Source organism: Streptomyces sp. NPDC031265 (assembly GCF_055570295.1).
The window spans coordinates 218,980-240,727 of record NZ_JBVIHM010000009.1; the positions used below are offsets into that span (position 1 = coordinate 218,980).

General features: G+C 67.0%; 29 protein-coding genes and 1 pseudogene. 2 read left to right on the forward strand and 28 right to left on the reverse strand.

The features are described from left to right. Window positions 1-41: 41 nt before the first annotated feature. The 24 genes from ACZ499_RS16970 to ACZ499_RS17085 form a co-directional block, all read right to left on the reverse strand. Window positions 42-701: an adenylate kinase gene (locus tag ACZ499_RS16970; protein ID WP_468675755.1), complete on the reverse strand. Its 660-nt coding sequence runs from the start codon at window positions 699-701 to the stop codon at window positions 42-44. Further along, complete coding sequence (gene secY / locus ACZ499_RS16975) at window positions 701-2,014, reverse strand: preprotein translocase subunit SecY (RefSeq protein WP_468413617.1); 1,314 nt, start codon at window positions 2,012-2,014, stop codon at window positions 701-703. Before secY ends, ACZ499_RS16970 begins: the two co-directional genes overlap by 1 nt. A 216-nt stretch (window positions 2,015-2,230) precedes the next feature. Then, on the reverse strand, window positions 2,231-2,686 hold the full coding sequence (gene rplO / locus ACZ499_RS16980) for a 50S ribosomal protein L15 (protein ID WP_067163177.1): 456 nt from the start codon (window positions 2,684-2,686) through the stop codon (window positions 2,231-2,233). 1 nt (window position 2,687) lies between these two features. After that, on the reverse strand, window positions 2,688-2,870 hold the full coding sequence (gene rpmD / locus ACZ499_RS16985) for a 50S ribosomal protein L30 (RefSeq protein WP_007826007.1): 183 nt from the start codon (window positions 2,868-2,870) through the stop codon (window positions 2,688-2,690). Further along, a complete protein-coding gene (rpsE, locus tag ACZ499_RS16990) occupies window positions 2,870-3,472 on the reverse strand; it encodes a 30S ribosomal protein S5 (RefSeq protein ID WP_030214033.1) in 603 nt (200 codons plus the stop codon). Before rpsE ends, rpmD begins: the two co-directional genes overlap by 1 nt. 46 nt (window positions 3,473-3,518) lie before the next feature. After that, window positions 3,519-3,902 carry a 50S ribosomal protein L18 gene (gene rplR, locus ACZ499_RS16995; protein WP_067163175.1) on the reverse strand — a complete coding sequence of 128 codons (384 nt, stop codon included), beginning with the start codon at window positions 3,900-3,902 and terminating at the stop codon, window positions 3,519-3,521. Window positions 3,903-3,905: 3 nt separating this feature from the next. After that, the gene (gene rplF / locus ACZ499_RS17000; protein WP_371654204.1) at window positions 3,906-4,445 is read right to left on the reverse strand and encodes a 50S ribosomal protein L6; all 540 of its coding nucleotides are present in this window, start codon (window positions 4,443-4,445) and stop codon (window positions 3,906-3,908) included. 21 nt (window positions 4,446-4,466) lie between these two features. Beyond that, entirely contained in the window at window positions 4,467-4,865 is a 399-nt protein-coding gene (rpsH, locus tag ACZ499_RS17005) for a 30S ribosomal protein S8 (protein WP_003966947.1), read from the reverse strand. Between the two features lie 212 nt (window positions 4,866-5,077). Further along, complete coding sequence (locus ACZ499_RS17010; RefSeq protein ID WP_030890724.1) at window positions 5,078-5,263, reverse strand: type Z 30S ribosomal protein S14; 186 nt, start codon at window positions 5,261-5,263, stop codon at window positions 5,078-5,080. A gap of 5 nt (window positions 5,264-5,268) precedes the next feature. After that, complete coding sequence (gene rplE, locus ACZ499_RS17015) at window positions 5,269-5,826, reverse strand: 50S ribosomal protein L5 (protein WP_067163167.1); 558 nt, start codon at window positions 5,824-5,826, stop codon at window positions 5,269-5,271. Further along, window positions 5,826-6,149, reverse strand: a complete 324-nt coding sequence (rplX, locus tag ACZ499_RS17020; protein ID WP_067163164.1) for a 50S ribosomal protein L24 — start codon at window positions 6,147-6,149, stop codon at window positions 5,826-5,828. Before rplX ends, rplE begins: the two co-directional genes overlap by 1 nt. A gap of 2 nt (window positions 6,150-6,151) precedes the next feature. Continuing rightward, a complete protein-coding gene (rplN, locus tag ACZ499_RS17025) occupies window positions 6,152-6,520 on the reverse strand; it encodes a 50S ribosomal protein L14 (protein WP_053727611.1) in 369 nt (122 codons plus the stop codon). Window positions 6,521-6,618: 98 nt separating this feature from the next. Next, window positions 6,619-6,903 (reverse strand): 30S ribosomal protein S17, encoded by a 285-nt coding sequence (rpsQ, locus tag ACZ499_RS17030; RefSeq protein ID WP_283142059.1) that lies wholly within the window; start codon window positions 6,901-6,903, stop codon window positions 6,619-6,621. Then, a complete protein-coding gene (gene rpmC, locus ACZ499_RS17035; protein ID WP_067163159.1) occupies window positions 6,903-7,127 on the reverse strand; it encodes a 50S ribosomal protein L29 in 225 nt (74 codons plus the stop codon). The genes rpsQ and rpmC overlap by 1 nt, the downstream gene beginning before the upstream one ends. After that, window positions 7,127-7,546, reverse strand: coding sequence for a 50S ribosomal protein L16 (gene rplP / locus ACZ499_RS17040; protein ID WP_053727610.1), 420 nt, complete (start codon window positions 7,544-7,546; stop codon window positions 7,127-7,129). The genes rpmC and rplP overlap by 1 nt, the downstream gene beginning before the upstream one ends. A 5-nt stretch (window positions 7,547-7,551) precedes the next feature. Next, entirely contained in the window at window positions 7,552-8,394 is an 843-nt protein-coding gene (gene rpsC, locus ACZ499_RS17045; protein ID WP_358835979.1) for a 30S ribosomal protein S3, read from the reverse strand. Continuing rightward, on the reverse strand, window positions 8,394-8,741 hold the full coding sequence (gene rplV / locus ACZ499_RS17050) for a 50S ribosomal protein L22 (RefSeq protein WP_004571827.1): 348 nt from the start codon (window positions 8,739-8,741) through the stop codon (window positions 8,394-8,396). Before rplV ends, rpsC begins: the two co-directional genes overlap by 1 nt. Window positions 8,742-8,781: 40 nt before the next feature. Further along, the gene (rpsS, locus tag ACZ499_RS17055) at window positions 8,782-9,063 is read right to left on the reverse strand and encodes a 30S ribosomal protein S19 (protein WP_067163154.1); all 282 of its coding nucleotides are present in this window, start codon (window positions 9,061-9,063) and stop codon (window positions 8,782-8,784) included. Between the two features lie 12 nt (window positions 9,064-9,075). Further along, window positions 9,076-9,912, reverse strand: coding sequence for a 50S ribosomal protein L2 (gene rplB / locus ACZ499_RS17060; protein ID WP_101389600.1), 837 nt, complete (start codon window positions 9,910-9,912; stop codon window positions 9,076-9,078). Between the two features lie 39 nt (window positions 9,913-9,951). Further along, window positions 9,952-10,272: a 50S ribosomal protein L23 gene (rplW, locus tag ACZ499_RS17065; protein ID WP_371654200.1), complete on the reverse strand. Its 321-nt coding sequence runs from the start codon at window positions 10,270-10,272 to the stop codon at window positions 9,952-9,954. After that, complete coding sequence (rplD, locus tag ACZ499_RS17070; protein ID WP_371654199.1) at window positions 10,272-10,922, reverse strand: 50S ribosomal protein L4; 651 nt, start codon at window positions 10,920-10,922, stop codon at window positions 10,272-10,274. Before rplD ends, rplW begins: the two co-directional genes overlap by 1 nt. 7 nt (window positions 10,923-10,929) lie before the next feature. Then, window positions 10,930-11,574 (reverse strand): 50S ribosomal protein L3, encoded by a 645-nt coding sequence (gene rplC / locus ACZ499_RS17075; RefSeq protein WP_067163147.1) that lies wholly within the window; start codon window positions 11,572-11,574, stop codon window positions 10,930-10,932. Between the two features lie 14 nt (window positions 11,575-11,588). Further along, window positions 11,589-11,897 (reverse strand): 30S ribosomal protein S10, encoded by a 309-nt coding sequence (rpsJ, locus tag ACZ499_RS17080; RefSeq protein WP_003948644.1) that lies wholly within the window; start codon window positions 11,895-11,897, stop codon window positions 11,589-11,591. Between the two features lie 546 nt (window positions 11,898-12,443). Beyond that, window positions 12,444-12,752 (reverse strand): hypothetical protein, encoded by a 309-nt coding sequence (locus ACZ499_RS17085; protein WP_468675764.1) that lies wholly within the window; start codon window positions 12,750-12,752, stop codon window positions 12,444-12,446. A 278-nt stretch (window positions 12,753-13,030) separates the two neighbouring features. Between ACZ499_RS17085 and ACZ499_RS17090 the strand changes: the two are divergent. Together ACZ499_RS17090 and ACZ499_RS17095 are read left to right on the forward strand one after the other, a co-directional pair. Continuing rightward, a pseudogene (locus ACZ499_RS17090) lies at window positions 13,031-13,792 on the forward strand (hypothetical protein); the annotation flags it as partial. A 199-nt stretch (window positions 13,793-13,991) separates the two neighbouring features. Then, the gene (locus ACZ499_RS17095; protein ID WP_468675766.1) at window positions 13,992-16,139 is read left to right on the forward strand and encodes a PIG-L family deacetylase; all 2,148 of its coding nucleotides are present in this window, start codon (window positions 13,992-13,994) and stop codon (window positions 16,137-16,139) included. Between the two features lie 89 nt (window positions 16,140-16,228). Here ACZ499_RS17095 and tuf read toward each other — a convergent pair whose 3' ends face one another. The 4 genes from tuf to rpsL all read right to left on the reverse strand — a co-directional run bounded on the left by tuf (window position 16,229) and on the right by rpsL (window position 20,595). Next, window positions 16,229-17,422 (reverse strand): elongation factor Tu, encoded by a 1,194-nt coding sequence (tuf, locus tag ACZ499_RS17100; RefSeq protein ID WP_371654191.1) that lies wholly within the window; start codon window positions 17,420-17,422, stop codon window positions 16,229-16,231. A gap of 163 nt (window positions 17,423-17,585) precedes the next feature. Further along, entirely contained in the window at window positions 17,586-19,712 is a 2,127-nt protein-coding gene (fusA, locus tag ACZ499_RS17105) for an elongation factor G (RefSeq protein ID WP_385540279.1), read from the reverse strand. Between the two features lie 38 nt (window positions 19,713-19,750). Further along, on the reverse strand, window positions 19,751-20,221 hold the full coding sequence (gene rpsG / locus ACZ499_RS17110; protein WP_189821113.1) for a 30S ribosomal protein S7: 471 nt from the start codon (window positions 20,219-20,221) through the stop codon (window positions 19,751-19,753). A 2-nt stretch (window positions 20,222-20,223) separates the two neighbouring features. Next, the gene (gene rpsL / locus ACZ499_RS17115) at window positions 20,224-20,595 is read right to left on the reverse strand and encodes a 30S ribosomal protein S12 (protein ID WP_007265893.1); all 372 of its coding nucleotides are present in this window, start codon (window positions 20,593-20,595) and stop codon (window positions 20,224-20,226) included. Between the last annotated feature and the right edge of the window lie 1,153 nt (window positions 20,596-21,748).

Sequence of the window (21,748 nt, forward strand, 5' to 3'; positions counted from 1 at the left end):
GCCCGGAGGGGCACCGCGGCCGTTCAACTGCGTACCGGAAGTCAGGCCGTGTTCTCGGCCTTCAGGGCGTGCATCGCGCGCTCCGTGACGTCGTCGACCTTGCCGAGCGCCGAGATCGTGACGACCAGGCCCTGGGCCCGGTAGAAGTCGATGATCGGCTCGGTCTCGTTGTGGTAGACCTCAAGTCGCTTGCGGACCGTGTCCTCGGTGTCGTCGCCGCGCTGGTACAGCTCGCCGCCGCAGGTGTCGCAGACACCCTCGGTCTTCGGCGCGTTGTAGGTGACGTGGAAGACGTGGGCGGAGTCGGTGCGGCAGATGCGCCGGCCGGCGATCCGCTTCACGACCTCGTCCTCGGGCACTTCGAGGTCCAGGACGGCGTCGAGCCCCAGACCGTCCGCCTTCAGCGCCTCGTCGAGCGCCTCGGCCTGCACCACGTTGCGCGGGAACCCGTCGAGCAGGAAGCCGCCCTCGGCGTCCGCCTGGGCCATGCGGTCCCTGGCCATCCCGATGGTGACCTCGTCCGGCACCAGGTTGCCGGCGTCCATGTACGACTTGGCCTGCTTGCCCAAGTCCGTGCCCTGGCTGATGTTGGCACGGAAGAGGTCGCCCGTGGAGATGTGCGGGATCCCGAGGTTCTTGGCGAGGAACGCGGCCTGCGTTCCCTTGCCGGCACCGGGCGGCCCGACGAGGACGATTCGCATCAGCGGAGGAACCCTTCGTAATTGCGCTGCTGGAGCTGGCTCTCGATCTGCTTCACGGTCTCCAGACCCACACCCACGATGATGAGGATGCTTGTCCCGCCCAGCGGGAAGCTCTGGTTGGCCCCGAAGATCACCAACGCCATCGTCGGTACGAGCGCGATCAGTCCCAGATACAGCGACCCCGGCCAGGTGATCCGGTTGAGCACGTAGCTCAGGTACTCAGCAGTAGGTCGACCAGCCCGGATGCCCGGGATGAAGCCACCATACTTCTTCATGTTGTCAGCGACTTCCTCGGGGTTGAACGAGATCGCCACATAGAAGAAGGCGAAGAACACGATCAGGAGGAAGTAGGTGACGATGTAGTAGGGGTGGTCGCCCTTGACGAAGTTGTCCTTGACCCAGGTCGCCCAGCCCGCGGTCGAATTGGAGAACTGCACGACCAGCGCCGGGATGTAGAGCAGCGACGACGCGAAGATGACGGGAATCACACCCGCCTGGTTGACCTTCAGCGGGATGTAGGTCGATGTACCGCCGTAGGAACGGCGGCCGATCATGCGCTTCGCGTACTGCACCGGGATGCGGCGCTGGGCCTGCTCCACGAAGACCACCAGGGCGACCATGACGAGGCCGACCAGGATGACGGTGCTGAACTCGATCCAGCCCTGCGCCAGGTGGCCCTGCTTCTTGATGGCCCACAGCGAGGTCGGGAAGCTGGAGGCGATCGAGATGAACATCAGGATCGACATGCCGTTGCCGATGCCGCGGTCGGTGATGAGCTCACCGAGCCACATGACGGCGGCGGTGCCGGCGGTCATGGTGACCACCATCGTGATGGTGGTGAAGATCGAGTGGTTCGGCACGATCTCGGTGGCGACCTGGCAGCCGCTGAACAGCGCGCCGTTGCGGGCGGTGGCCACCAGGCCGGTGCCCTGCAGGATCGCCAGCGCCACGGTCAGATAACGCGTGTACTGCGTGATCTTTGCCGTGCCGGCCTGGCCCTCCTTCTTGAGGGCCTCCAGGCGCGGGATCACCACGGTCAGCAGCTGCAGAATGATGCTCGCCGTGATGTACGGCATGATGCCCAGCGCGAAGATCGTGATCTGCAGCAGCGCGCCGCCGCTGAACATGTTCACCAGGCCGAAAAGGCTGTTGCCCTGCTGGGCCTGGTCCACACAGATCTGCACGTTCTTGTAGCTCACACCGGGGATCGGGACGTGCGTCCCCATCCGGTAGAGCACGATGATGCCGAGCGTGAAGAGCAGCTTCTTGCGCAGGTCAGGCGTCTTGAACGCCTGGGCGAACGCGGTGAGCACGGTGCCTCCTGCGACCCCCGCGCTAGGTGCGTCAGAGGTGACGGTCTTGAGGATCGACGGATATGGATGAGTCAGAGGAACCGCACGGCATACCGCACGGAAACTTAGACAGTGCACGCCACCTTACCGGCGACCCTGCCCCCCTAGGAACGACCAACCGGGGATGCCCCATTTGAGAGGGCATCCCCGGTCGGATGTTCAGGCCAACGAGCTGTCTCAGACGAGCTCGGTGACGGTGCCGCCTGCGGCGGCAATCTTCTCCTTGGCGGAGCCGGAGACGGCGTCGACCGTCACCTGCAGCGCCACGGAGATCTCGCCCTGGCCCAGGACCTTGACGAGGCTGTTCTTGCGCACGGCACCCTTGGCGACCAGGTCGGCAACGGTGACTTCGCCACCCTCGGGGTAGAGGGCGCCGAGCTTGTCCAGGTTCACGACCTGGAACTCGGTGCGGAACGGGTTCTTGAAGCCCTTCAGCTTCGGAAGACGCATGTGGAGGGGCATCTGGCCACCCTCGAAGCGCTCCGGAACCTGGTAACGGGCCTTCGTACCCTTGGTACCACGGCCGGCCGTCTTACCCTTCGACGCCTCACCACGACCCACACGGGTCTTGGCGGTCTTGGCGCCCGGGGCGGGACGGAGGTCGTGGGCCTTGAGCGGCTTGTTCTCCGCCATATCAGTCGACCTCCTCAACCGTCACGAGGTGGCGGACGGTGTGAACCATTCCGCGGAACTCGGGGCGGTCCTCCTTGACAACCGTGTCGTTCAGGCGCTTGAGCCCGAGCGAACGCAGGGTGTCGCGGTGGTTCTGCTTGCTACCGATGTACGACTTCGTCTGCGTGATCTTGAGGCGAGCCATTACGCACCCGCCCCGGCACGCGCACGGAGCAGAGCCGCGGGGGCGACGTCCTCAAGGGGCAGACCGCGGCGGGCCGCGATCTCCTCGGGACGCTGCAGGCCCTTGAGGGCCGCCACGGTCGCGTGCACGATGTTGATCGCGTTGGACGAGCCAAGCGACTTCGACAGGATGTCGTGAACGCCGGCGCACTCCAGGACGGCGCGCACCGGGCCACCGGCGATAACACCGGTACCGGGGGAAGCCGGCTTCAGGAGCACGACGCCCGCGGCACGCTCGCCCGTGATCGGGTGAGGGATCGTGCCCTGGATGCGCGGAACCTTGAAGAAGTTCTTCTTGGCTTCCTCGACACCCTTGGCGATGGCCGCGGGAACTTCCTTGGCCTTGCCGTATCCGACACCTACAGTGCCGTCACCGTCGCCCACCACGACCAGCGCGGTGAAGCTGAAGCGGCGACCACCCTTGACAACCTTGGCGACGCGGTTGATCGCGACAACGCGCTCAACGTAAGCGGTCTTCTCGGCGGCAGCGCCACCGTCACGGCCCTTCCGGTCCCGCCGCTCGCCGCCACCGGCACCGCTTCCGCGGCGCTGGGGTCCAGCCATTGGATTTACCTCTCTCTGTTACGTCCGTTAGTCCCGGAACCGGGGCTTAGAACTTCAGCCCGGCTTCGCGGGCGGCGTCAGCCAGAGCGGCAATGCGCCCGGCGTACCTGTTGCCACCACGGTCGAACACGACGGCCTCGACACCGGCGGCCTTGGCGCGCTCGGCGACCAGGGCGCCGACCGACTTGGCCTGCGCGGACTTGTCGCCCTCGCCACCGCGGATCGAAGCGTCCAGGTTCGACGCCGACGCCAGGGTGTGACCCTTGATGTCGTCGATGACCTGAGCGGTGATACCGCGGTTGGAACGCGTCACGACGAGGCGCGGACGCTCCGCCGTACCCGACACGTGCTTGCGGATGCGGACGTGTCGGCGCGCCTTGGCCGCACGCTTGTAAGCGTCGCCCTTGGCGATCTTCACACCGTATGCCATGGCTTACTTACCAGCCTTTCCGACCTTGCGGCGGATGACCTCGCCGGCGTACTTGACGCCCTTGGCCTTGTACGGGTCGGGCTTCCGCAGCTTGCGGATGTTCGCCGCGACCTCGCCGACCTTCTGCTTGTCGATGCCCTCGACCGAGAACTTCGTGGGCGACTCGACCTTGAAGGTGATGCCTTCGGGAGCCTCGATGGTGATCGGGTGGCTGTATCCGAGCGCGAACTCCAGGTTGGAGCCCTTCGCCTGGACGCGGTAACCGACACCGCTGATCTCGAGCGCCTTGATGTATCCCTGGGTCACGCCGGTGATCATGTTCGCCACCAGCGTGCGGGACAGGCCGTGCAGGGCCTTGTTCTGACGCTCGTCGTTGGGACGGGTGACGTTGAGAACGCCGTCCTCGCCCTTAACAATCTCGATCGGCGCGGCAACGGTGTGCGTGAGGGTGCCCTTGGGGCCCTTCACGTTGACCGTACGGCCGTCGATGGTGACGTCCACACCAGCGGGAACCTGGATGGGGAGCTTGCCGATTCGCGACATTAGCTTTTCCTCCGTTCCCGACTACCAGACGTAGGCGAGGACTTCCCCACCCACGCCCTTCTTGCCTGCCTGCTGACCGGTCAGGAGACCGTGGGACGTGGAGATGATCGCCACGCCCAGGCCACCGAGGACCTTCGGCAGGTTGGTGGACTTCGCGTACACACGCAGACCCGGCTTCGAGATCCGCTTGATGCCAGCGATCGAGCGCTCACGGTTCGGGCCGAACTTCAGCTCGAGGACGAGGTTCTTGCCGACCTCGGCGTCCTCGACCTTCCAGCCGGTGATGAAGCCCTCCTGCTGGAGGATCTCCGCGATGTGCGACTTGATCTTGCTGTGCGGCATCACGACGGAGTCGTGGTACGCCGAGTTCGCGTTACGCAGACGCGTGAGCATGTCTGCGATGGGGTCAGTCATGGTCATGAATTGGCCTTCGGCCTCTCTCGCCGGGGTTTCCTGTATGCGCCATCCCTCTCCCCACTCATGGGCGGGACGGGTGCGGCACGGGGACCTACGGCGTAGTAAGTCGTCTGGGCGGCGGACGCCCAACCCTCCTAGCCTAAGCCATGGAGAGAGGGGCCTCCGCCCACCCTTTACTTACCGAGAGACTCCGGAAAAACCCGAAATTACGGGGTTTACCAGGAGCTCTTGGTCACGCCCGGCAGCTCGCCACGGTGAGCCATCTCACGGAGGCACACGCGGCACAGGCCGAACTTGCGGTACACGGAGTGCGGCCGGCCACAGCGCTGGCAGCGGTTGTACGCACGCACAGCGAACTTGGGCTTACGGGCAGCCTTCGCGATAAGAGCCTTCTTCGCCATCTCGCTTACGCCTCCTTGAACGGGAAGCCGAGGTGACGAAGGAGCGCGCGGCCCTCAGCGTCGTTGGTCGCCGTGGTGACCACGGTGATGTCCATACCCCGGGTACGGTCGATCTTGTCCTGGTCGATCTCGTGGAACATGACCTGCTCCGTGAGACCGAAGGTGTAGTTGCCACGGCCGTCGAACTGCTTCGGCGACAGACCACGGAAGTCACGGATACGCGGCAGCGCGAGCGACAGCGTACGGTCCAGGAACTCCCACATGCGGTCACCACGGAGGGTGACGTGGCAGCCGATCGGCTGACCCTCACGCAGCTTGAACTGCGCGATGGACTTCCGGGCCTTCGTCACGGCCGGCTTCTGGCCGGTGATCGTGGTCAGGTCGCGGATAGCGCCGTCGATCAGCTTGGAGTCGCGGGCGGCGTCGCCCACACCCATGTTGACGACGACCTTGACGAGGCCGGGGATCTGCATGACGTTCTCGTAGGAGAACTCCTCACGCAGCTTGCCCGCGATCTCCTCGCGGTACTTCGTCTTGAGACGCGGAGTGGTGGTGGTAGCCATCAGATGTCCTCACCCGTCCGCTTGGCAACGCGAACCTTGTTGCCCTCGTCGTCGAAGCGGTAACCGACACGCGTGACGACCTTGTTGCCGTCCTTCTCCACGACGAGCTGAACGTTGCTCACGTGGATCGGGGCCTCGGTCGTCACGATGCCGCCGGTCTGCGAACCGCGAGCGGTCTGGCCGGCCTTCGTGTGCTTCTTGACCCGGTTGACACCCTCGACCAGGACGCGGTCCTCGCGGGGGAAGGCCGCGATGACCTTGCCCTGCTTGCCCTTGTCCTTACCGGTGATGACCTGAACCAGGTCGCCCTTCTTGATCTTCATGCTTACAGCACCTCCGGCGCGAGCGAGATGATCTTCATGAACTTCTTCTCGCGCAGCTCCCGGCCCACCGGGCCGAAGATGCGGGTGCCGCGGGGGTCGCCATCGTTCTTGAGGATGACGGCCGCGTTCTCGTCGAAGCGGATGTACGAGCCGTCCTGACGACGACGCTCCTTGACGGTGCGCACGACGACAGCCTTGACGACGTCGCCCTTCTTCACGTTGCCACCGGGGATCGCGTCCTTGACGGTGGCGACAATGACGTCACCGATACCCGCGTAGCGGCGACCGGAGCCACCGAGAACACGGATGCAAAGGATCTCCTTGGCACCAGTGTTGTCGGCGACACGCAGTCGCGACTCCTGCTGGATCACGTCTATCTCCTGATCGTCTGCCGGTTCCCGGCCGGGGCTTGATCTCTCAAGCCCCGACCGAGCCTGGCGGAACTCATCCTGAGCAAAAGCTCAGGAAATTACTTGGCCTTCTCGAGGATCTCGACGATGCGCCAGCGCTTCGTCGCCGACAGCGGACGCGTCTCCATGATGAGGACGCGGTCGCCGACGCCGGCAGCGTTCTGCTCGTCGTGCGCCTTGAGCTTGTTCGTACGGCGGATGACCTTGCCGTACAGCGCGTGCTTCACACGGTCCTCGACAGCGACGACGACGGTCTTGTCCATCTTGTCGCTGACGACGAGACCCTCACGGGTCTTGCGGAAACCGCGCTGCTCAGTCGTCTCAGTCACATTCTTCTCGCTCATCAGGCGCTCTCCACCGTCTCGATGCCCAGCTCGCGCTCGCGCATCAGGGTGTAGATCCGGGCGATGTCCTTACGGACGGACTTGAGCCGACCGTGGTTCTCGAGCTGACCGGTCGCCGCCTGGAAGCGGAGGTTGAACAGCTCTTCCTTGGCCTCGCTGAGCTTGGCAACAAGCTCCTCGTTGCCCAGCTCGCGCAGCTCGGACGCCTTGGTTCCGGCCGACATCACGCCTCACCTGCCTCGCGCCGAACGATGCGGCACTTCATCGGGAGCTTGTGAGCAGCGCGGGTGAGCGCCTCACGAGCAATCTTCTCGTTCGGGTAGGACAGCTCGAACATCACCCGGCCCGGGTGAACGTTCGCGACCCACCACTCCGGAGAACCCTTACCGGAACCCATGCGGGTCTCGGCAGGCTTCTTCGTCAGGGGGCGGTCCGGGTAAATGTTGATCCAGACCTTGCCGCCACGCTTGATGTGGCGGGTCATCGCGATACGAGCCGCCTCGATCTGGCGGTTGGTCACGTACGCCGGCGTGAGGGCCTGGATGCCGTACTCGCCGAACGCAACCGTCGTACCACCCTTGGCCATACCGCGGCGCTTGGGGTGGTGCTGCTTGCGGTGCTTGACCCTACGGGGGATCAGCATTTCGGTCAGGCCTCCGTTCCGGTGCTCTCAGCCGGAGCGGCAGCGGCGGGAGCCTCGGCCTTGGGGGCCTCGGCAGCCGGCGCAGCCTGCTGCGGCTTGCGGCCGCGACCGCCACGCTCGCCGCCACGACCACCGCGGCCACCGGCCGGACGGTCGTTGGCGCCACCACGGGCCGGGCGGTTACCCGCACGGGCCGCTGCGTTCTCGGCGCGGACCTCGGCGATGTTCTTGACATCGCCCTTGTAGATCCAGACCTTCACGCCGATGCGGCCGAAGGTCGTCTTGGCCTCGAAGAAGCCGTAGTCCACGTTCGCGCGGAGCGTGTGCAGGGGCACACGGCCCTCGCGGTAGAACTCCGAGCGGGACATCTCGGCGCCGCCGAGGCGGCCGCCGCACTGGATCTTGATGCCCTTGGCGCCGGCCTTCATCGTGCCCTGCATGCTCTTACGCATGGCGCGACGGAAGGAGACGCGGGAGGAGAGCTGCTCGGCAACGGCCTGGGCGACCAGCTGAGCGTCCATCTCGGGGTTCTTGACCTCGAGGATGTTCAGCTGGACCTGCTTGCCCGTGAGCTTCTCGAGGTCGCCGCGGATGCGGTCGGCCTCGGCGCCACGGCGGCCGATGACGATGCCCGGACGAGCGGTGTGGATGTCCACACGCACGCGGTCACGGGTGCGCTCGATCTCAACCTTCGAGATGCCGGCGCGCTCCATGCCGGACGTCATCATCCGACGGATGGCGACGTCTTCCTTGACGTAGTCCTTGTACAGCTTGTCGGCGTACCAACGGGACTTGAAGTCCGTGGTGATGCCGAGCCGGAACCCGTGCGGGTTTACCTTCTGGCCCATTACCGGGTTCCTTCCTTGCTGCTGACGACCACGGTGATGTGGCTGGTCCGCTTACGGATCCGGTAGGCACGGCCCTGAGCACGCGGACGGAACCGCTTCAGGGTCGGGCCCTCGTCCACGTACGCCTCGCTGATGACCAGCGAAGAGGCGTCGGTGTGGTCGTAGTTGTGTGCAGCGTTGGCAATGGCGCTGTCCAGCACCTTGCCAACCGGCACGCTCGCGGCCTGCGGGGCGAAGCGCAGGACCGCCTGAGCCTCCGTGGCATCCATGCCACGGATGAGGTCCACCACTCGGCGGGCCTTCATGGGCGTGACGCGGATGTACCGCGCCTGGGCCCTGGCTTCCATGGTTGTCCCTTCGGTGTAAGTCATAGTCAGTCACCCCGCGTTAGCGGCGCTTCGACTTCCGGTCGTCCTTGACGTGGCCGCGGAAGGTGCGAGTCGGCGAGAACTCGCCGAGCTTGTGGCCGACCATCGACTCGGTGACGAACACCGGGACGTGGGTCTTGCCGTTGTGCACCGCGATGGTGTGACCCAGCATGCTGGGGATGATCATCGAGCGACGGGACCAGGTCTTGATGACGTTCTTGGTGCCTGCCTCGTTCTGTACGTCCACCTTCTTGATGAGGTGTCCGTCGACGAAGGGCCCCTTCTTGAGACTGCGCGGCATCTAAACCCGCTCCTAGCGCTTCTTGTTCGTCTTGCGGCGGCGGACGATGTACTTGCTCGATGCCTTCTTCGGCGAGCGAGTACGACCCTCCTTCTGACCCCACGGCGAGACCGGGTGGCGACCACCGGAAGTCTTGCCTTCACCACCACCGTGCGGGTGGTCAACCGGGTTCATCGCGACACCGCGGACGGTCGGGCGGACGCCCTTCCAGCGCATACGGCCGGCCTTGCCCCAGTTGATGTTCGACTGCTCGGCGTTGCCGACCTCGCCGATGGTGGCGCGGCAGCGGGCGTCGACCAGGCGAATCTCGCCGGACGGCATACGAAGGTGGGCCATCGTGCCCTCCTTCGCCAGCAGCTGCACGGAGGCACCCGCGGAACGGGCGAACTTCGCGCCGCCGCCGGGCCGCAGCTCGATGGCGTGGATGGTCGTACCGACCGGGATGTTGCGCAGCGCCAGGTTGTTACCGGGCTTGATGTCGGCGGCCGGGCCGTTCTCGACACGGTCGCCCTGGCTCAGGCCACGGGGGGCGATGATGTAGCGCTTCTCGCCGTCCGCGTAGTGCAGGAGCGCGATGCGCGCGGTGCGGTTGGGGTCGTACTCGATGTGAGCGACCTTCGCCGGCACGCCGTCCTTGTCGTGACGACGGAAGTCGATCACTCGGTAGGCGCGCTTGTGGCCACCGCCCTGGTGGCGGACGGTCACACGACCGGTGTTGTTACGGCCGCCCTTGCTGTGCAGGGGGCGGACCAGCGACTTCTCCGGCGTGGACCGCGTGATCTCGACAAAGTCGGCGACGCTGGAGCCACGACGGCCCGGAGTCGTCGGCTTGTACTTGCGGATACCCATTTCTCAGTCCTCGTCCGATATTCGGACCAGGGCGCTCCGTTAGGAGGCCTGGCCGAAGATGTCGATACGGTCGCCCTCAGCAAGGGTCACGATGGCGCGCTTGGTGTCGGCACGCTTGCCGAAACCGGTCTTCGTGCGCTTGCGCTTGCCCTGGCGGTTGATCGTGTTGACCCCGATGACCTTGACCGAGAAGACCGCCTCGACGGCCTGCTTGATCTGGGTCTTGTTGGAGCCCGGCTTCACGATGAACGTGTACTTGTTCTCGTCCAGCAGCGCGTAGCTCTTCTCGGAGACGACCGGCTTGATCAGCAGGTCGCGCGGGTCCGAGAAAGTCTTGCTGGTAACGGTCGCCTCACTCATCAGGCGTCGCTCCCTTCGGTCTCAGCGGTCTGGGGGCCAGACACGAAGGACTCGAAAGCGGCCTGGGTGAAGACCACGTCGTCGGAGACGATCACGTCGTACGTGTTCAGCTGGCCCGGCTCCAGGATGTGCACCTGGGGCAGGTTGCGAGCGGACAGCCACGCGGCCTCGTCGGCGCGGTCGACGACCAGGAGCAGGTTCTTGCGCTCCGAGATCTTGCCGAACAGCGTCTTGGCGGCCTTGGTGGAAACCGCACCCTCGACCACGCCGGTGACGACGTGGATGCGGGAGTGGCGCGCCCGGTCGGAGAGGGCACCGCGCAGGGCGGCGGCCTTCATCTTCTTGGGGGTGCGCTGCGAGTAGTCACGCGGCTGCGGGCCGTGGACGACGCCACCGCCGGCGAACTGCGGCGCACGGGTCGAACCCTGACGGGCGCGGCCGGTGCCCTTCTGGCGGTAAGGCTTCTTGCCACCACCACGGACTTCGCCGCGGGTCTTGGTCTTGTGCGTGCCCTGGCGGGCAGCCGCGAGCTGAGCGACGACGACCTGGTGGATCAGCGGAACGCTGGTCTTCGCGTCGAAGATCTCCGCGGGGAGCTCGACGGTCCCGGCCTTGTCGCCAGCCGGCGAAAGGATGTCAATGGTGCTCATCGGTTCCTCAAACCCCCTTGGCCGCAGTACGGACCAGGACGAGGCCACCGTTGGGGCCGGGGACGGCGCCCTTGATGAGCAGCAGACCCTTCTCGGCGTCAACGGCGTGGACGGTCAGGTTCTGGGTGGTCACACGCTCGTTGCCCATGCGACCCGCCATGCGGAGGCCCTTGAACACACGGCCAGGGGTGGCGCAGCCACCGATGGAACCGGGCGAGCGGTGCTTGCGCTGGGTACCGTGACCGGCGCCCAGGCCCTTGAAGTTGTGACGCTTCATGACACCGGCGAAGCCCTTGCCCTTGCTCTTGCCCGTGACGTCAACCTTGACGCCGGACTCGAACACCTCGGCAGTGATCTCCTGGCCCAGCGTGTACTCGCTGGCGTCAGGGGTGCGGAGCTCCACCAGGTGGCGGCGCGGGGTCACGTCGGCCTTGGCGAAGTGGCCCTTGAGGGGCTTGTTCACCTTGCGCGGGTCGATCTCGCCGAAGGCGATCTGGACCGACTCGTAGCCGTCGACGTCGTTCGTGCGAACCTGCGTCACGACGCACGGCCCGGCCTTGACGACGGTGACCGGAACAACGCGGTTGTTCTCGTCCCACACCTGCGTCATGCCGAGCTTCTCGCCCAGGACGCCCTTGATGTTCTTGCTCATCTCGGCCCGTCCCTTCAGAGCTTGATCTCGATGTCGACACCGGCCGGCAGGTCGAGACGCATCAGCGAGTCAACCGTCTTCGGCGTGGGGTCGAGGATGTCGATGAGGCGCTTGTGGGTGCGCATCTCGAAGTGCTCGCGAGAGTCCTTGTACTTGTGCGGCGACTTGATGACGCAGTACACGTTCTTCTCAGTGGGCAGCGGCACCGGGCCCGCGACCGACGCACCAGTGCGGGTCACCGTCTCGACGATCTTCTTCGCCGAGGAGTCGATGACCTCGTGGTCGTAGGCCTTGAGCCGGATGCGGATCTTCTGTCCCGCCATGGCTACCTAGTAGTCCTTTGTCTCGTAACGCTCTGGAACCCGGGGGTTCTGATGGCCTCCACCTCCGACCCACGCGGTCGGGCGTGTCGCACTCCCTCTACGTAGAAATCCCATAAGGATTTCCCAACCAAGGGGATGCGGGCCGTGGACCTCGCGAACGGGGGCAGAACACCCACCGGGCGCCTGGCTGGAGCCCCGCTGACACTTCCCGAAAGATTCCCGTACGTCCGCCTCAGCGCTGCCGCAGGCGACAGATGGGGCGACGAGTACTGTGGGACTCGCTTCCGGTCCTCCCGGCGGGAGGCGCGCAGCATCGGCACTCAACCGAGCAACCCCGACAGTCTGCCATACACGGCCGGGCCCTGGCCAATCGAGCCGAGGATCGTACCCCACGTCACATGGGGGCATGCGCGGGGCGGCCCTATCGGGCCGTGGGGGCGGGCGGCGGGCGTGGGGCGCCTGTCCGCGCCGGACGCCGGAGGCCAGCGGTAGCGGACCACGTGCAGCTTCCATGCACCGGGAAGCACGGGCGCTCCGCCGACGCGCCTACTCCCTCTCCAGCAGATCATCGAGGTACTCGCGAAGGGGACCCGGGACGGCATCCTGGTCGATGGCCCGGAGCCGCTCCAGGGTCCTATCGTCCGTGAACCCGCCCGCGCCGAGCGCCAGCAACGCGTTCAGCTGTGCCTCCAGAGCCGGATGACTCGGTTCGGACGCTGCGCAGGCAGACAGGACTACAGCGAGCATCCTCCCGTCGGCCTCGGAGTATGCGGATACCCAGTCGGTTGCTCTGTCGGCGCTCCTCTCCCGGCCCCGGAGGTCCGGGGAGACCAGGCCGCGGAGCAGTTCCAGCAACTGTCGGGAATCTACCGACACGGAAGCCTCGTATGAGTTGGTCGATGAAAGCGCTCGTCGATGACCTCCCGGAACGCCTTGTCCGCGCTGATCCGTTCCGTCTGCGCCATCGGGCGCAGCCGTCGTGGTCCCAGGTCAGCGTGGCGGGGTTCGGGGTGCGCGGGCCGGCCGTGGTCTGCTCGCACCACGCCCCATCTCGTCGGCAAGGCGCGGGTTTACGAGTTCGACATCGTCACCGTAGGTAGCACGCAGCCATCCGCGCGCCTTTTCCAGCCAGTCCCATCGAACGCCGGGTCGACACCCTGTTACGCCTTCAGACCGCGGAACACGGCGCCTTTCTCCTCGCCGTCGAGGCGCAGGGCAAGAAGGACCCGGACAAGCCGGCGAACTGGGCGTACTACACCTCGTACCTCTGGACCAAGTACCGGCTGCCCACCGCCCTCCTGGTCGTGTGCCAGGACCGCGCCACCGCGGAGTGGGCACAGCGGCCGGTTGCGAGCGGGCCGGCCCAGCTGCCCACCCTCACCTTGAGCCCCTCCGTCGTGGGGCCGCACAACATGCCGGTGATCACCGATCTCGAAGAGGCACGTCAGGACCTCGGCCTTGCCACGCTGTCCGCCATCACCCACGCGGCCAGTCCGGACATTGCCATACTGAAAACACTCTCCGCGGCGCTGCGGGACGCGCCCCAAGACCTGTCGATCGTCCTCGCCGAACTCACCGCGCAGGGCCTGGGCAAGCGCCCGGCCTCACACCTGTGGAGGAATCTGATGGCCGCCGACCTCTCCTTCTTCAAGTCCCCGATCTCGGAGGAGATCCCGGACGAGGGCCGCATCGAGGGCCGTACGGAAGGCCGCGTCCAAGGCATCGCCGAGAGCCGCGCCGAAGACATCCTGCACCTGCTGGACCGCCGCGGAGTCGAGGTCCCCGCCGAGGCCCGCGAGCGCATCGCCGACTGCGGCGACCTCGACGCCCTCAGCCGCTGGTTCGACCGCGCCATCACCGCCGCCACCATTGCGGAGATCTTCGCGGAGGAGTAGCCGGAGACGCCGGGTGCGTGCGGGGCCTGGCGGCTCGAATGAATAGCGGATTACGCCGTAGAAAACTCCGCACCAACAATTCCCACCCCCTTTTTCACATCACCCCTTAATCAAATCCACCAAGCAACCCCATCCCCCTCCCCCCCGTCTAATCCGGCGACCAAAGACCGGAAGAAATGGACGGGAACGGGGAACGCGCGTGTTCGGAGCATTCAAGGGGCGGCGGCCCAGCAGACGCGCCGTGCTCGGGGCCGCCGCCACCGTCGGCGCGGCGGGGCTCGTCGGCGCGTGTTCCGTGCCCGACAGCCACCGGCACCCCCACGACACCCCCACCGCCGCCCCCGGCCGGCCCGTCTCCGCCGGGCGGGGTGCCGTGCTCCTGCAGATCGTGGCGCACCCCGACGACGATCTGTACTTCATGAACCCGGACACCCAGCACGCCCTCGACGGCGGGGCCAAGGTCGTCAGCGTGTATCTCACCGGGGGTGAGGCCAACGGGGACAACCGGGTCGTCAGCGATCCCTCCGGCCGGGGCCACGACAAGGCCGCCTACTCCTCCGCCCGCCACCAGGGGCTCCGCCAGGCCTACGCCTCGCTGCTCGGGCTGCCGCTCTTCACGCCGTGGGAGAAGTCCGTACGGGAGCTGCGCGGCGGCCACCGCGCCGAGGTCGACACGCTCAGCCACAACGGGCGCCACGTCGAGCTCGTGTTCGTGAACACCGCCATGCACACCCTGCGCGGCGGCCGGATGGGGCTGCCCAGCCTCTGGGAGGACCGGGCGCTCTCCCTGCCCGTCGTCATCGCCGAGGGCTCGCCGCTGACCGCGGCAGCCCCGTACACGTACGACGAACTCGTCGAGGTCGTCGCCGGGCTGCTCGACACGTACGCGCCCACCCTCGTCCAGACCCTCGACCCCGACCCCGACATCCAGCACAGCACCGAGAAGGCCCGCCAGCACGACAGCGAGCAGCCGGGGTACGCCGACCACGCCGACCACACCGCCGCCGCCTCCTTCGCCTGGGCGGGGATGGTGCGGTATGTCGCCCAGGCCACCGAGCAGCAGAAGGGCGTGCCCGGGTTTGCCGTTACCTCCTATCGCGCCTACTACAACCGGCACTGGCCCAAGAACCTCCCTCCCGCCGTCCTCGCCGAGAAGGCCTCCCACCTCAAGCCCTACGGCGGCGCCCCCGACTGGCAGTGCGGCAACCCCGGCGGCTGCGGGGACTACAACGTCGGCGGGAAGCGGCCGCTGACCAACTGGAAGGGGTGGGTGCGCTCCACCCACTACCGCTTCCCCGGGCCCCGGCCGGTCGTCGGCGACGAGCCCGACGGGCGGCTCGCCGCGTACGGGGTGCTGGGGCTGCGCGCCGTGCGGTGGCGGGAGACCGCGCCCGGCAGCGGGCGGTTCGGGGCGGCGGACGACCTCGGCGGCGGGCCGCTCGCGCCCGTGCTCGGCGGGGCCGCGCTCAGGGACGGCCGGCAGCTGCTCTTCGGGGTGCGGTTCGCCGCGACAGCCGGGCGCGCCGGCGCCAACACGAGAGAAGTTGTACTTCTGGAGCAGTCTTCCCCCGGCGGGCCCTTCCGGGCCTGGCGGGGGCTGGGGAATCCGGAGGCCGGTGACGACCGGGGGCGCAGGATCGGCTCCCCCGTCGCGGTCACCGCCCCCGACGGCCGCGTCCATCTGTTCGTACGCAACGCCGACAAGGGGGTCAGTACGCGCGTGCGCGAGGCGGACGGCTCCTGGGGCGCCTGGCGTGCGCTCGGCGGGGAAACCGTGCAGGACGGACTCGGCGCGACCGTGGACGCCCAGGGGCGCGTGCACATCTTCGCGCCGGGGTACGACTTCGTCCACCACTGGACGCAGGACGCGCCCGGCGAGCCCCTCGCGTACGTCAGGAGTGGGCGCCGGCTGCCGCTCGCCGTCGACGCCCCCACCCCCGTGGGCCTGCCGGAGGGTGGTGTGCAACTGCTCTACCGGACGCTCACCGATCCACGGAAGACCAAGGGCAAGGGGCTCGCTCCTGCCGACCCCCGGCTCGTCTCCGTACGCGCCGATGGGACCGGCCGCGCCCCCGCGCCCCACGACTTCGACGGGTACGGGCCCGTCGGCGCGCTCCTGGCGCCCAGGGACGGGCTCGTCGTGCTCGGCAAGGACGTCAAGGGGCGGGTGCAGGCCCTCGTCGGGGGTGAGCGCCGGATCCGTACGCAGGGCGCCGTCCCGGTCGACGCCCCGACCCTGCACCTCACCGCACGCGGGCCGGTCGCCGTCGGCCTTGGCGTCGACGGGGCGCCGTGGGTGTGGGCGCTGGGGTCGGCCGGGGCTCCTCCGGTGCGGGCCGCGGGCTGAGACGCGTACAGCAAGAGGGCCCCGCACCTTTCGGTGCGGGGCCCTCTCTTGGTGCTCAGTTGCGAGCTACCAGGTCAGACAACAAGTAATTACTTGTTGATCTTGACGACCTGGCCGGCGCCCACGGTCCGGCCACCCTCACGGATGGCGAACTTGAGGCCCTCCTCCATGGCGACGGGCTGAATCAGGTTCACCGTCATGGAGGTGTTGTCGCCCGGCATGACCATCTCGGTGCCCTCGGGGAGGGTAACGACACCGGTCACGTCAGTCGTACGGAAGTAGAACTGCGGGCGGTAGTTGTTGAAGAACGGCGTGTGACGGCCACCCTCGTCCTTGGACAGGATGTACGCCTGGGCCTCGAACTCGGTGTGCGGCGTGACCGAACCCGGCTTGATGATGACCTGGCCGCGCTCGACGTCCTCGCGCTTGATGCCACGGAGGAGCAGACCGACGTTCTCACCGGCCTGGCCCTCGTCGAGCAGCTTGCGGAACATCTCGATGCCGGTGACCGTGGTGGTGGTCTTCTCGGTCTTGATGCCGATGATGTCGACGGTCTCGTTGACCTTGAGGACACCACGCTCGATACGACCGGTGACGACGGTGCCACGACCGGTGATCGTGAAGACGTCCTCGATCGGCATCAGGAACGGCTTGTCGACGTCACGCTCGGGCTGCGGGATGGACTCGTCGACGGCCTTCATCAGGTCGAGAACGGTCTGGCCCCACTTGGCGTCGCCCTCAAGAGCCTTGAGCGCCGAGACCTGGACGACCGGAAGGTCGTCGCCCGGGAACTCGTACTCGGAGAGGAGCTCACGGACCTCGAGCTCGACGAGCTCCAGGATCTCCTCGTCGTCCACCATGTCGGCCTTGTTCAGGGCGACGACGATGTACGGAACGCCGACCTGGCGGGCCAGGAGCACGTGCTCCTTGGTCTGCGGCATCGGGCCGTCGGTGGCCGCGACCACGAGGATGGCGCCGTCCATCTGCGCCGCACCCGTGATCATGTTCTTGATGTAGTCAGCGTGACCCGGGCAGTCGACGTGCGCGTAGTGACGCGACTCCGTCTGGTACTCGACGTGCGCGATCGAGATCGTGATACCGCGCTGGCGCTCCTCGGGAGCCTTGTCGATCTGGTCGAAGGCCGAGGCCTCGTTCAGGTCCGGGTACGCGTCGTGCAGCACCTTGGTAATGGCGGCCGTGAGGGTCGTCTTACCGTGGTCGATGTGACCGATGGTGCCGATGTTGACGTGCGGCTTAGTCCGCTCGAACTTTGCCTTCGCCACTGGGGTCCTCCTGCGGAGTGGTTCTGGTACGCCTTACTCATCGGCGCCAGGTGATCTTTGCTGGGATGCCGGGGCCGGGGGCATTCACCGCAATACTCTCGCATTGCGCCGAATGCCCCACTGGGCTCCGGTGACAAGCCTAAAGCGATTGAACTCGGAAGAGTTACTCGCCCTTGGCCTTCGCGATGATCTCCTCGGCGACGTTCCGCGGAACCTCGGCGTAGGAGTCGAACTGCATCGAGTAGCTTGCGCGACCCGAGGTCTTGCTGCGGAGGTCTCCGACGTAGCCGAACATCTCCGAGAGGGGCACGAGGCCCTTCACGACGCGAGCGCCGCTGCGCTCCTCCATGGCCTGGATCTGGCCACGGCGGGAGTTGATGTCACCGATGACTTCACCCATGTAGTCCTCGGGCGTGGTGACCTCGACGGACATCATCGGCTCAAGGAGCACCGGGGAAGCCTTGCGCGCGGCCTCCTTGAAGGCCTGCGAACCGGCGATCTTGAACGCGAGCTCGGAGGAGTCGACCTCGTGGTAGCCACCGTCGAGAAGGATGACGCGGACGCCAGTCATCTCGTAGCCGGCCAGGATGCCGAACTGCATGGCCTCCTGCGCACCCGCGTCCACCGACGGGATGTACTCCCGGGGGATGCGGCCACCGGTGACCTTGTTCACGAACTCGTACGACGCCTCGCCGCCCTCGATGGGCTCGATCGCGATCTGCACCTTGGCGAACTGACCGGTACCACCGGTCTGCTTCTTGTGGGTGTAGTCATGACGCTCGACGGCCTTGCGGATCGTCTCGCGGTACGCGACCTGCGGCTTGCCGACGTTCGCCTCGACCTTGAACTCGCGACGCATACGGTCGACGAGGACATCGAGGTGAAGCTCGCCCATACCACCGATGATGGTCTGGCCGGTCTCCTCGTCCGAGTGCACCTGGAAGGAGGGGTCCTCCTCCGCGAGACGCTGGATGGCGACACCCAGCTTCTCCTGGTCACCCTTGGACTTGGGCTCGATGGCGACCTGAATGACCGGCGCCGGGAAGTCCATGGACTCCAGGATGACCGGGTTCTTCTCGTCGCACAGCGTCTCACCGGTGGTGGTCTGCTTCAGGCCCATGACGGCGACGATGTCGCCGGCGCCCACCGCCTCGATCTCCTCACGCTTGTTCGCGTGCATGCGGTAGATCTTGCCGATGCGCTCCTTCTTGCCCTTGACGGAGTTCAGCACCGAGGTGCCGGCCTCCAGGCGACCGGAGTAGATCCGGATGAAGGTGAGCTTGCCGAGGTGCGGGTCGCTCGCGATCTTGAACGCGAGAGCCGACAGCGGCTCGTCGTCCGACGGCTTGCGCTTGACGACAACCTCGGCGTCCTTGACGTCGTGGCCCTCGATGGCCTCGACGTCCAGGGGCGAAGGCAGGTAGCGCACGACCGCGTCGAGCAGGGGCTGAACGCCCTTGTTCTTGAACGCGGTGCCGCAGAAGACGGGGGTCACCGTGGTGTCCCCGCCCTTGCCGGACGCGATGGTGATACGACGGACCGCGGCGTACAGCTGCTCCTCGGTGGGCTCGACGCCCTCCAGGAACAGCTCCATGATCTGGTCGTCGTTCTCCGCGACGGTCTCGACCAGCTTGCCGCGCCACTCTTCAGCGGCTTCGACGTGTGTGGCCGGGATGTCGACGACGTCGTACATCTCGCCCTTGGTGGCCTCGGCGGACCAGACAAGAGCCTTCATACGAACGAGGTCGACAACACCCTCGAAGTTCGCCTCGGCACCGATCGGCAGCTGCATCACGATCGGGGTCGCGCCGAGGCGGTCCACGATCATGTCGACGCAGCGGTGGAACTCGGCGCCGGTGCGGTCGAGCTTGTTGACGAAGCAGATGCGCGGAACGCCGTAACGGTCGGCCTGACGCCAGACCGTCTCGGACTGCGGCTCCACACCCGCGACACCGTCGAACACGGTGACGGCACCGTCGAGGACGCGGAGCGAACGCTCCACCTCGACCGTGAAGTCCACGTGACCCGGGGTGTCGATGATGTTGATGGTGTGGTCGACGTCCTCGAGCGGCCAGTGACAGGTCGTCGCGGCGGACGTGATGGTGATGCCGCGCTCCTGCTCCTGCTCCATCCAGTCCATCGTGGCAGCGCCGTCGTGGACTTCACCGATCTTGTACGAAACGCCGGTGTAGAACAGGATCCGCTCAGTGGTGGTCGTCTTGCCCGCGTCGATGTGGGCCATGATCCCAATATTGCGGACCTTGGCCAGGTCAAGCGAAGTGGTGGCCATAAGGCTCAGTCTTCTCTCGGTCTCGATGTGGGTTGCGACTACCAGCGGTAGTGCGCGAAGGCCTTGTTGGACTCGGCCATCTTGTGCGTGTCCTCGCGCTTCTTGACGGCAGCGCCAAGACCGTTGGAGGCGTCGAGCAGCTCGTTCATGAGGCGCTCGGTCATGGTCTTCTCGCGGCGGGCGCGGGAGTAACCCACGATCCAGCGGAGCGAGAGGGTGGCGGCGCGGCCGGGCTTGACCTCGATCGGCACCTGGTAGGTCGCGCCACCGACACGGCGGGACTTGACCTCAAGGGACGGCTTGACGTTCTCCAGCGCGCGCTTCAGCGTGATGACCGGGTCAGCACCGGTCTTCTCGCGGAGGCCTTCCATGGCGCCGTAGACGATGCGCTCGGCGGTGGAGCGCTTGCCGTCCAGCAGGATCTTGTTGATCAGCGAGGTGACAAGAGGAGACTGGTAGACCGGGTCGATGATGACCGGGCGCTTCGGGGCGGGGCCCTTACGAGGCATTCTTACTTCTCCTTCTTGGCGCCGTAGCGGCTGCGGGCCTGCTTGCGGTTCTTGACAGCCTGCGTGTCAAGCGCACCGCGGATGATCTTGTAACGAACACCCGGCAGGTCCTTCACACGGCCACCACGCACGAGCACGATCGAGTGCTCCTGCAGGTTGTGTCCCTCACCCGGAATGTAGGCCGTGACCTCGATGCCGGAGGTCAGACGCACACGCGCGACCTTCCGCAGCGCCGAGTTCGGCTTCTTCGGGGTGGTCGTGAACACACGCGTGCAGACGCCGCGACGCTGGGGCGAGGCCTCAAGCGCGGGCGTCTTCGTCTTCTCGACCTTGTCCTGCCGGCCCTTCCGGACCAGCTGCTGGATCGTAGGCACTACTTCTCCGGTTTCTGTGTGCCGTTGGTGAAACTAACCTGGAACGTCGCCGACCCACGCGGTCGGGTGTGTCGAATGCTGCGGGTCTCACCGTGGGCACGGAGAGGGCGCAGATTGCGGTGGCCGTATCTGGCTCGTCCTGCGGACGTAGGCACGCAGGGGAGCCCAGGCACACCCCAGGCACAAGGTCTGAGCGTACCTACCTCATCGACTTGGGTCAAAACAAATACCCACACGCGGGACACCCTGCGGACCCGGTGAGACGCGTCTCACGCGGGCCCCTCCTCCGAAGACTCGTCGGCCCCCCGTCCCCGCTCCCGCCGGGGCGCGGCCAGCCGGGGGATCGTCGGCGCCCTGGAACGCGGGCTCTTGGGCACGAGCCCTGGCGTGCCGGGCGGGGCGTCGGGGTCGGGCGCGGCCCCGGGCGCGGCGTCCTCGGCACGGGGCCGCGGCGGGGAGGCGGACGGCTCGGGGGCTTCCGGGGTGTCGGGTATCTCTCCCGGATCCGGCGGCGTACGGGACTCCCTGTGCAGCGGGATGACCTCGCCCTGCCCGGCCCGGCGGCCCACCCTCCGTAAGCTCCGCGCCCTGGCGGCCGAGGCGGTCTCGTCCAGGGCGAGCTGGTACTGGGCGGCCGCGTCGCGCCAGCCGGCCGCGTACGCCCGCAGCTCACGCCGCTCCAGCTCGTCCCGGAGCATGACGACCAGCTCCTCGGCGGAGTGGCGTTCGAGATGGGCCCCCAAGGAGGCCAGCAGCCCGGACAGACTGTCCGGGGGCGGCGGCAGGCCCCCGGAGGCCCCAGCACCCGTCGAGGCACCTTCCGGGCGGTCGTACGGGGAGGCGGGGCGCGGGTCGCGGCGGTCGTCGGGTGGACGGGACCCGGGATCGCGGCCCGCACGACCGGCTCGGTCGCCGCTGGGCCGGGAGAACCCGTCGCTCTCAGCCATGCACGGCTCTCTCTCGCGTCCCCTCGCCGCCAGTCCCGCCCATGGGACGTGGGACAGGCCGTGACAGCTTACTGGGCGGGGCCCCGAGCCACCCTTGTCGGTACGAGACGTGCTTGCGAGCACCCTTGGGGGCGCGGGGCTGTGACGTTGTGCGGCCCCGTCGCGTGGGCGCGATCAGCCGCGCACGGTCCGCGGGCGATCACCCC

Excerpts from the sequence above, each read along its gene's own strand:
- ACZ499_RS17010 (WP_030890724.1), bottom strand. The coding sequence starts at position 5,263 with ATGGCGAAGAAGGCTCTTATCGCGAAGGCTGCCCGTAAGCCCAAGTTC.
- rplD (WP_371654199.1), bottom strand. The coding sequence starts at position 10,922 with ATGAGCACCATTGACATCCTTTCGCCGGCTGGCGACAAGGCCGGGACC.
- rpsE (WP_030214033.1), bottom strand. The coding sequence starts at position 3,472 with ATGGCTGGACCCCAGCGCCGCGGAAGCGGTGCCGGTGGCGGCGAGCGG.
- rplP (WP_053727610.1), bottom strand. The coding sequence starts at position 7,546 with ATGCTGATCCCCCGTAGGGTCAAGCACCGCAAGCAGCACCACCCCAAG.
- rpmC (WP_067163159.1), bottom strand. The coding sequence starts at position 7,127 with ATGTCGGCCGGAACCAAGGCGTCCGAGCTGCGCGAGCTGGGCAACGAG.
- rpsQ (WP_283142059.1), bottom strand. The coding sequence starts at position 6,903 with ATGAGCGAGAAGAATGTGACTGAGACGACTGAGCAGCGCGGTTTCCGC.
- rpsS (WP_067163154.1), bottom strand. The coding sequence starts at position 9,063 with ATGCCGCGCAGTCTCAAGAAGGGGCCCTTCGTCGACGGACACCTCATC.
- rpsG (WP_189821113.1), bottom strand. The coding sequence starts at position 20,221 with ATGCCTCGTAAGGGCCCCGCCCCGAAGCGCCCGGTCATCATCGACCCG.
- rplF (WP_371654204.1), bottom strand. The coding sequence starts at position 4,445 with ATGTCGCGAATCGGCAAGCTCCCCATCCAGGTTCCCGCTGGTGTGGAC.
- rplV (WP_004571827.1), bottom strand. The coding sequence starts at position 8,741 with ATGGAAGCCAGGGCCCAGGCGCGGTACATCCGCGTCACGCCCATGAAG.
- rpmD (WP_007826007.1), bottom strand. The coding sequence starts at position 2,870 with ATGGCTCGCCTCAAGATCACGCAGACGAAGTCGTACATCGGTAGCAAG.
- rplW (WP_371654200.1), bottom strand. The coding sequence starts at position 10,272 with ATGAGTGAGGCGACCGTTACCAGCAAGACTTTCTCGGACCCGCGCGAC.
- rplE (WP_067163167.1), bottom strand. The coding sequence starts at position 5,826 with ATGGCTACCACCACCACTCCGCGTCTCAAGACGAAGTACCGCGAGGAG.
- rplR (WP_067163175.1), bottom strand. The coding sequence starts at position 3,902 with ATGGCATACGGTGTGAAGATCGCCAAGGGCGACGCTTACAAGCGTGCG.
- rpsH (WP_003966947.1), bottom strand. The coding sequence starts at position 4,865 with ATGACCATGACTGACCCCATCGCAGACATGCTCACGCGTCTGCGTAAC.
- rplX (WP_067163164.1), bottom strand. The coding sequence starts at position 6,149 with ATGAAGATCAAGAAGGGCGACCTGGTTCAGGTCATCACCGGTAAGGAC.
- rplC (WP_067163147.1), bottom strand. The coding sequence starts at position 11,574 with ATGAGCAAGAACATCAAGGGCGTCCTGGGCGAGAAGCTCGGCATGACG.
- rpsC (WP_358835979.1), bottom strand. The coding sequence starts at position 8,394 with ATGGGCCAGAAGGTAAACCCGCACGGGTTCCGGCTCGGCATCACCACG.
- rpsJ (WP_003948644.1), bottom strand. The coding sequence starts at position 11,897 with ATGGCGGGACAGAAGATCCGCATCCGGCTCAAGGCCTACGACCACGAG.
- ACZ499_RS16970 (WP_468675755.1), bottom strand. The coding sequence starts at position 701 with ATGCGAATCGTCCTCGTCGGGCCGCCCGGTGCCGGCAAGGGAACGCAG.
- rplB (WP_101389600.1), bottom strand. The coding sequence starts at position 9,912 with ATGGGTATCCGCAAGTACAAGCCGACGACTCCGGGCCGTCGTGGCTCC.
- fusA (WP_385540279.1), bottom strand. The coding sequence starts at position 19,712 with ATGGCCACCACTTCGCTTGACCTGGCCAAGGTCCGCAATATTGGGATC.
- rplO (WP_067163177.1), bottom strand. The coding sequence starts at position 2,686 with ATGGCGGAGAACAAGCCGCTCAAGGCCCACGACCTCCGTCCCGCCCCG.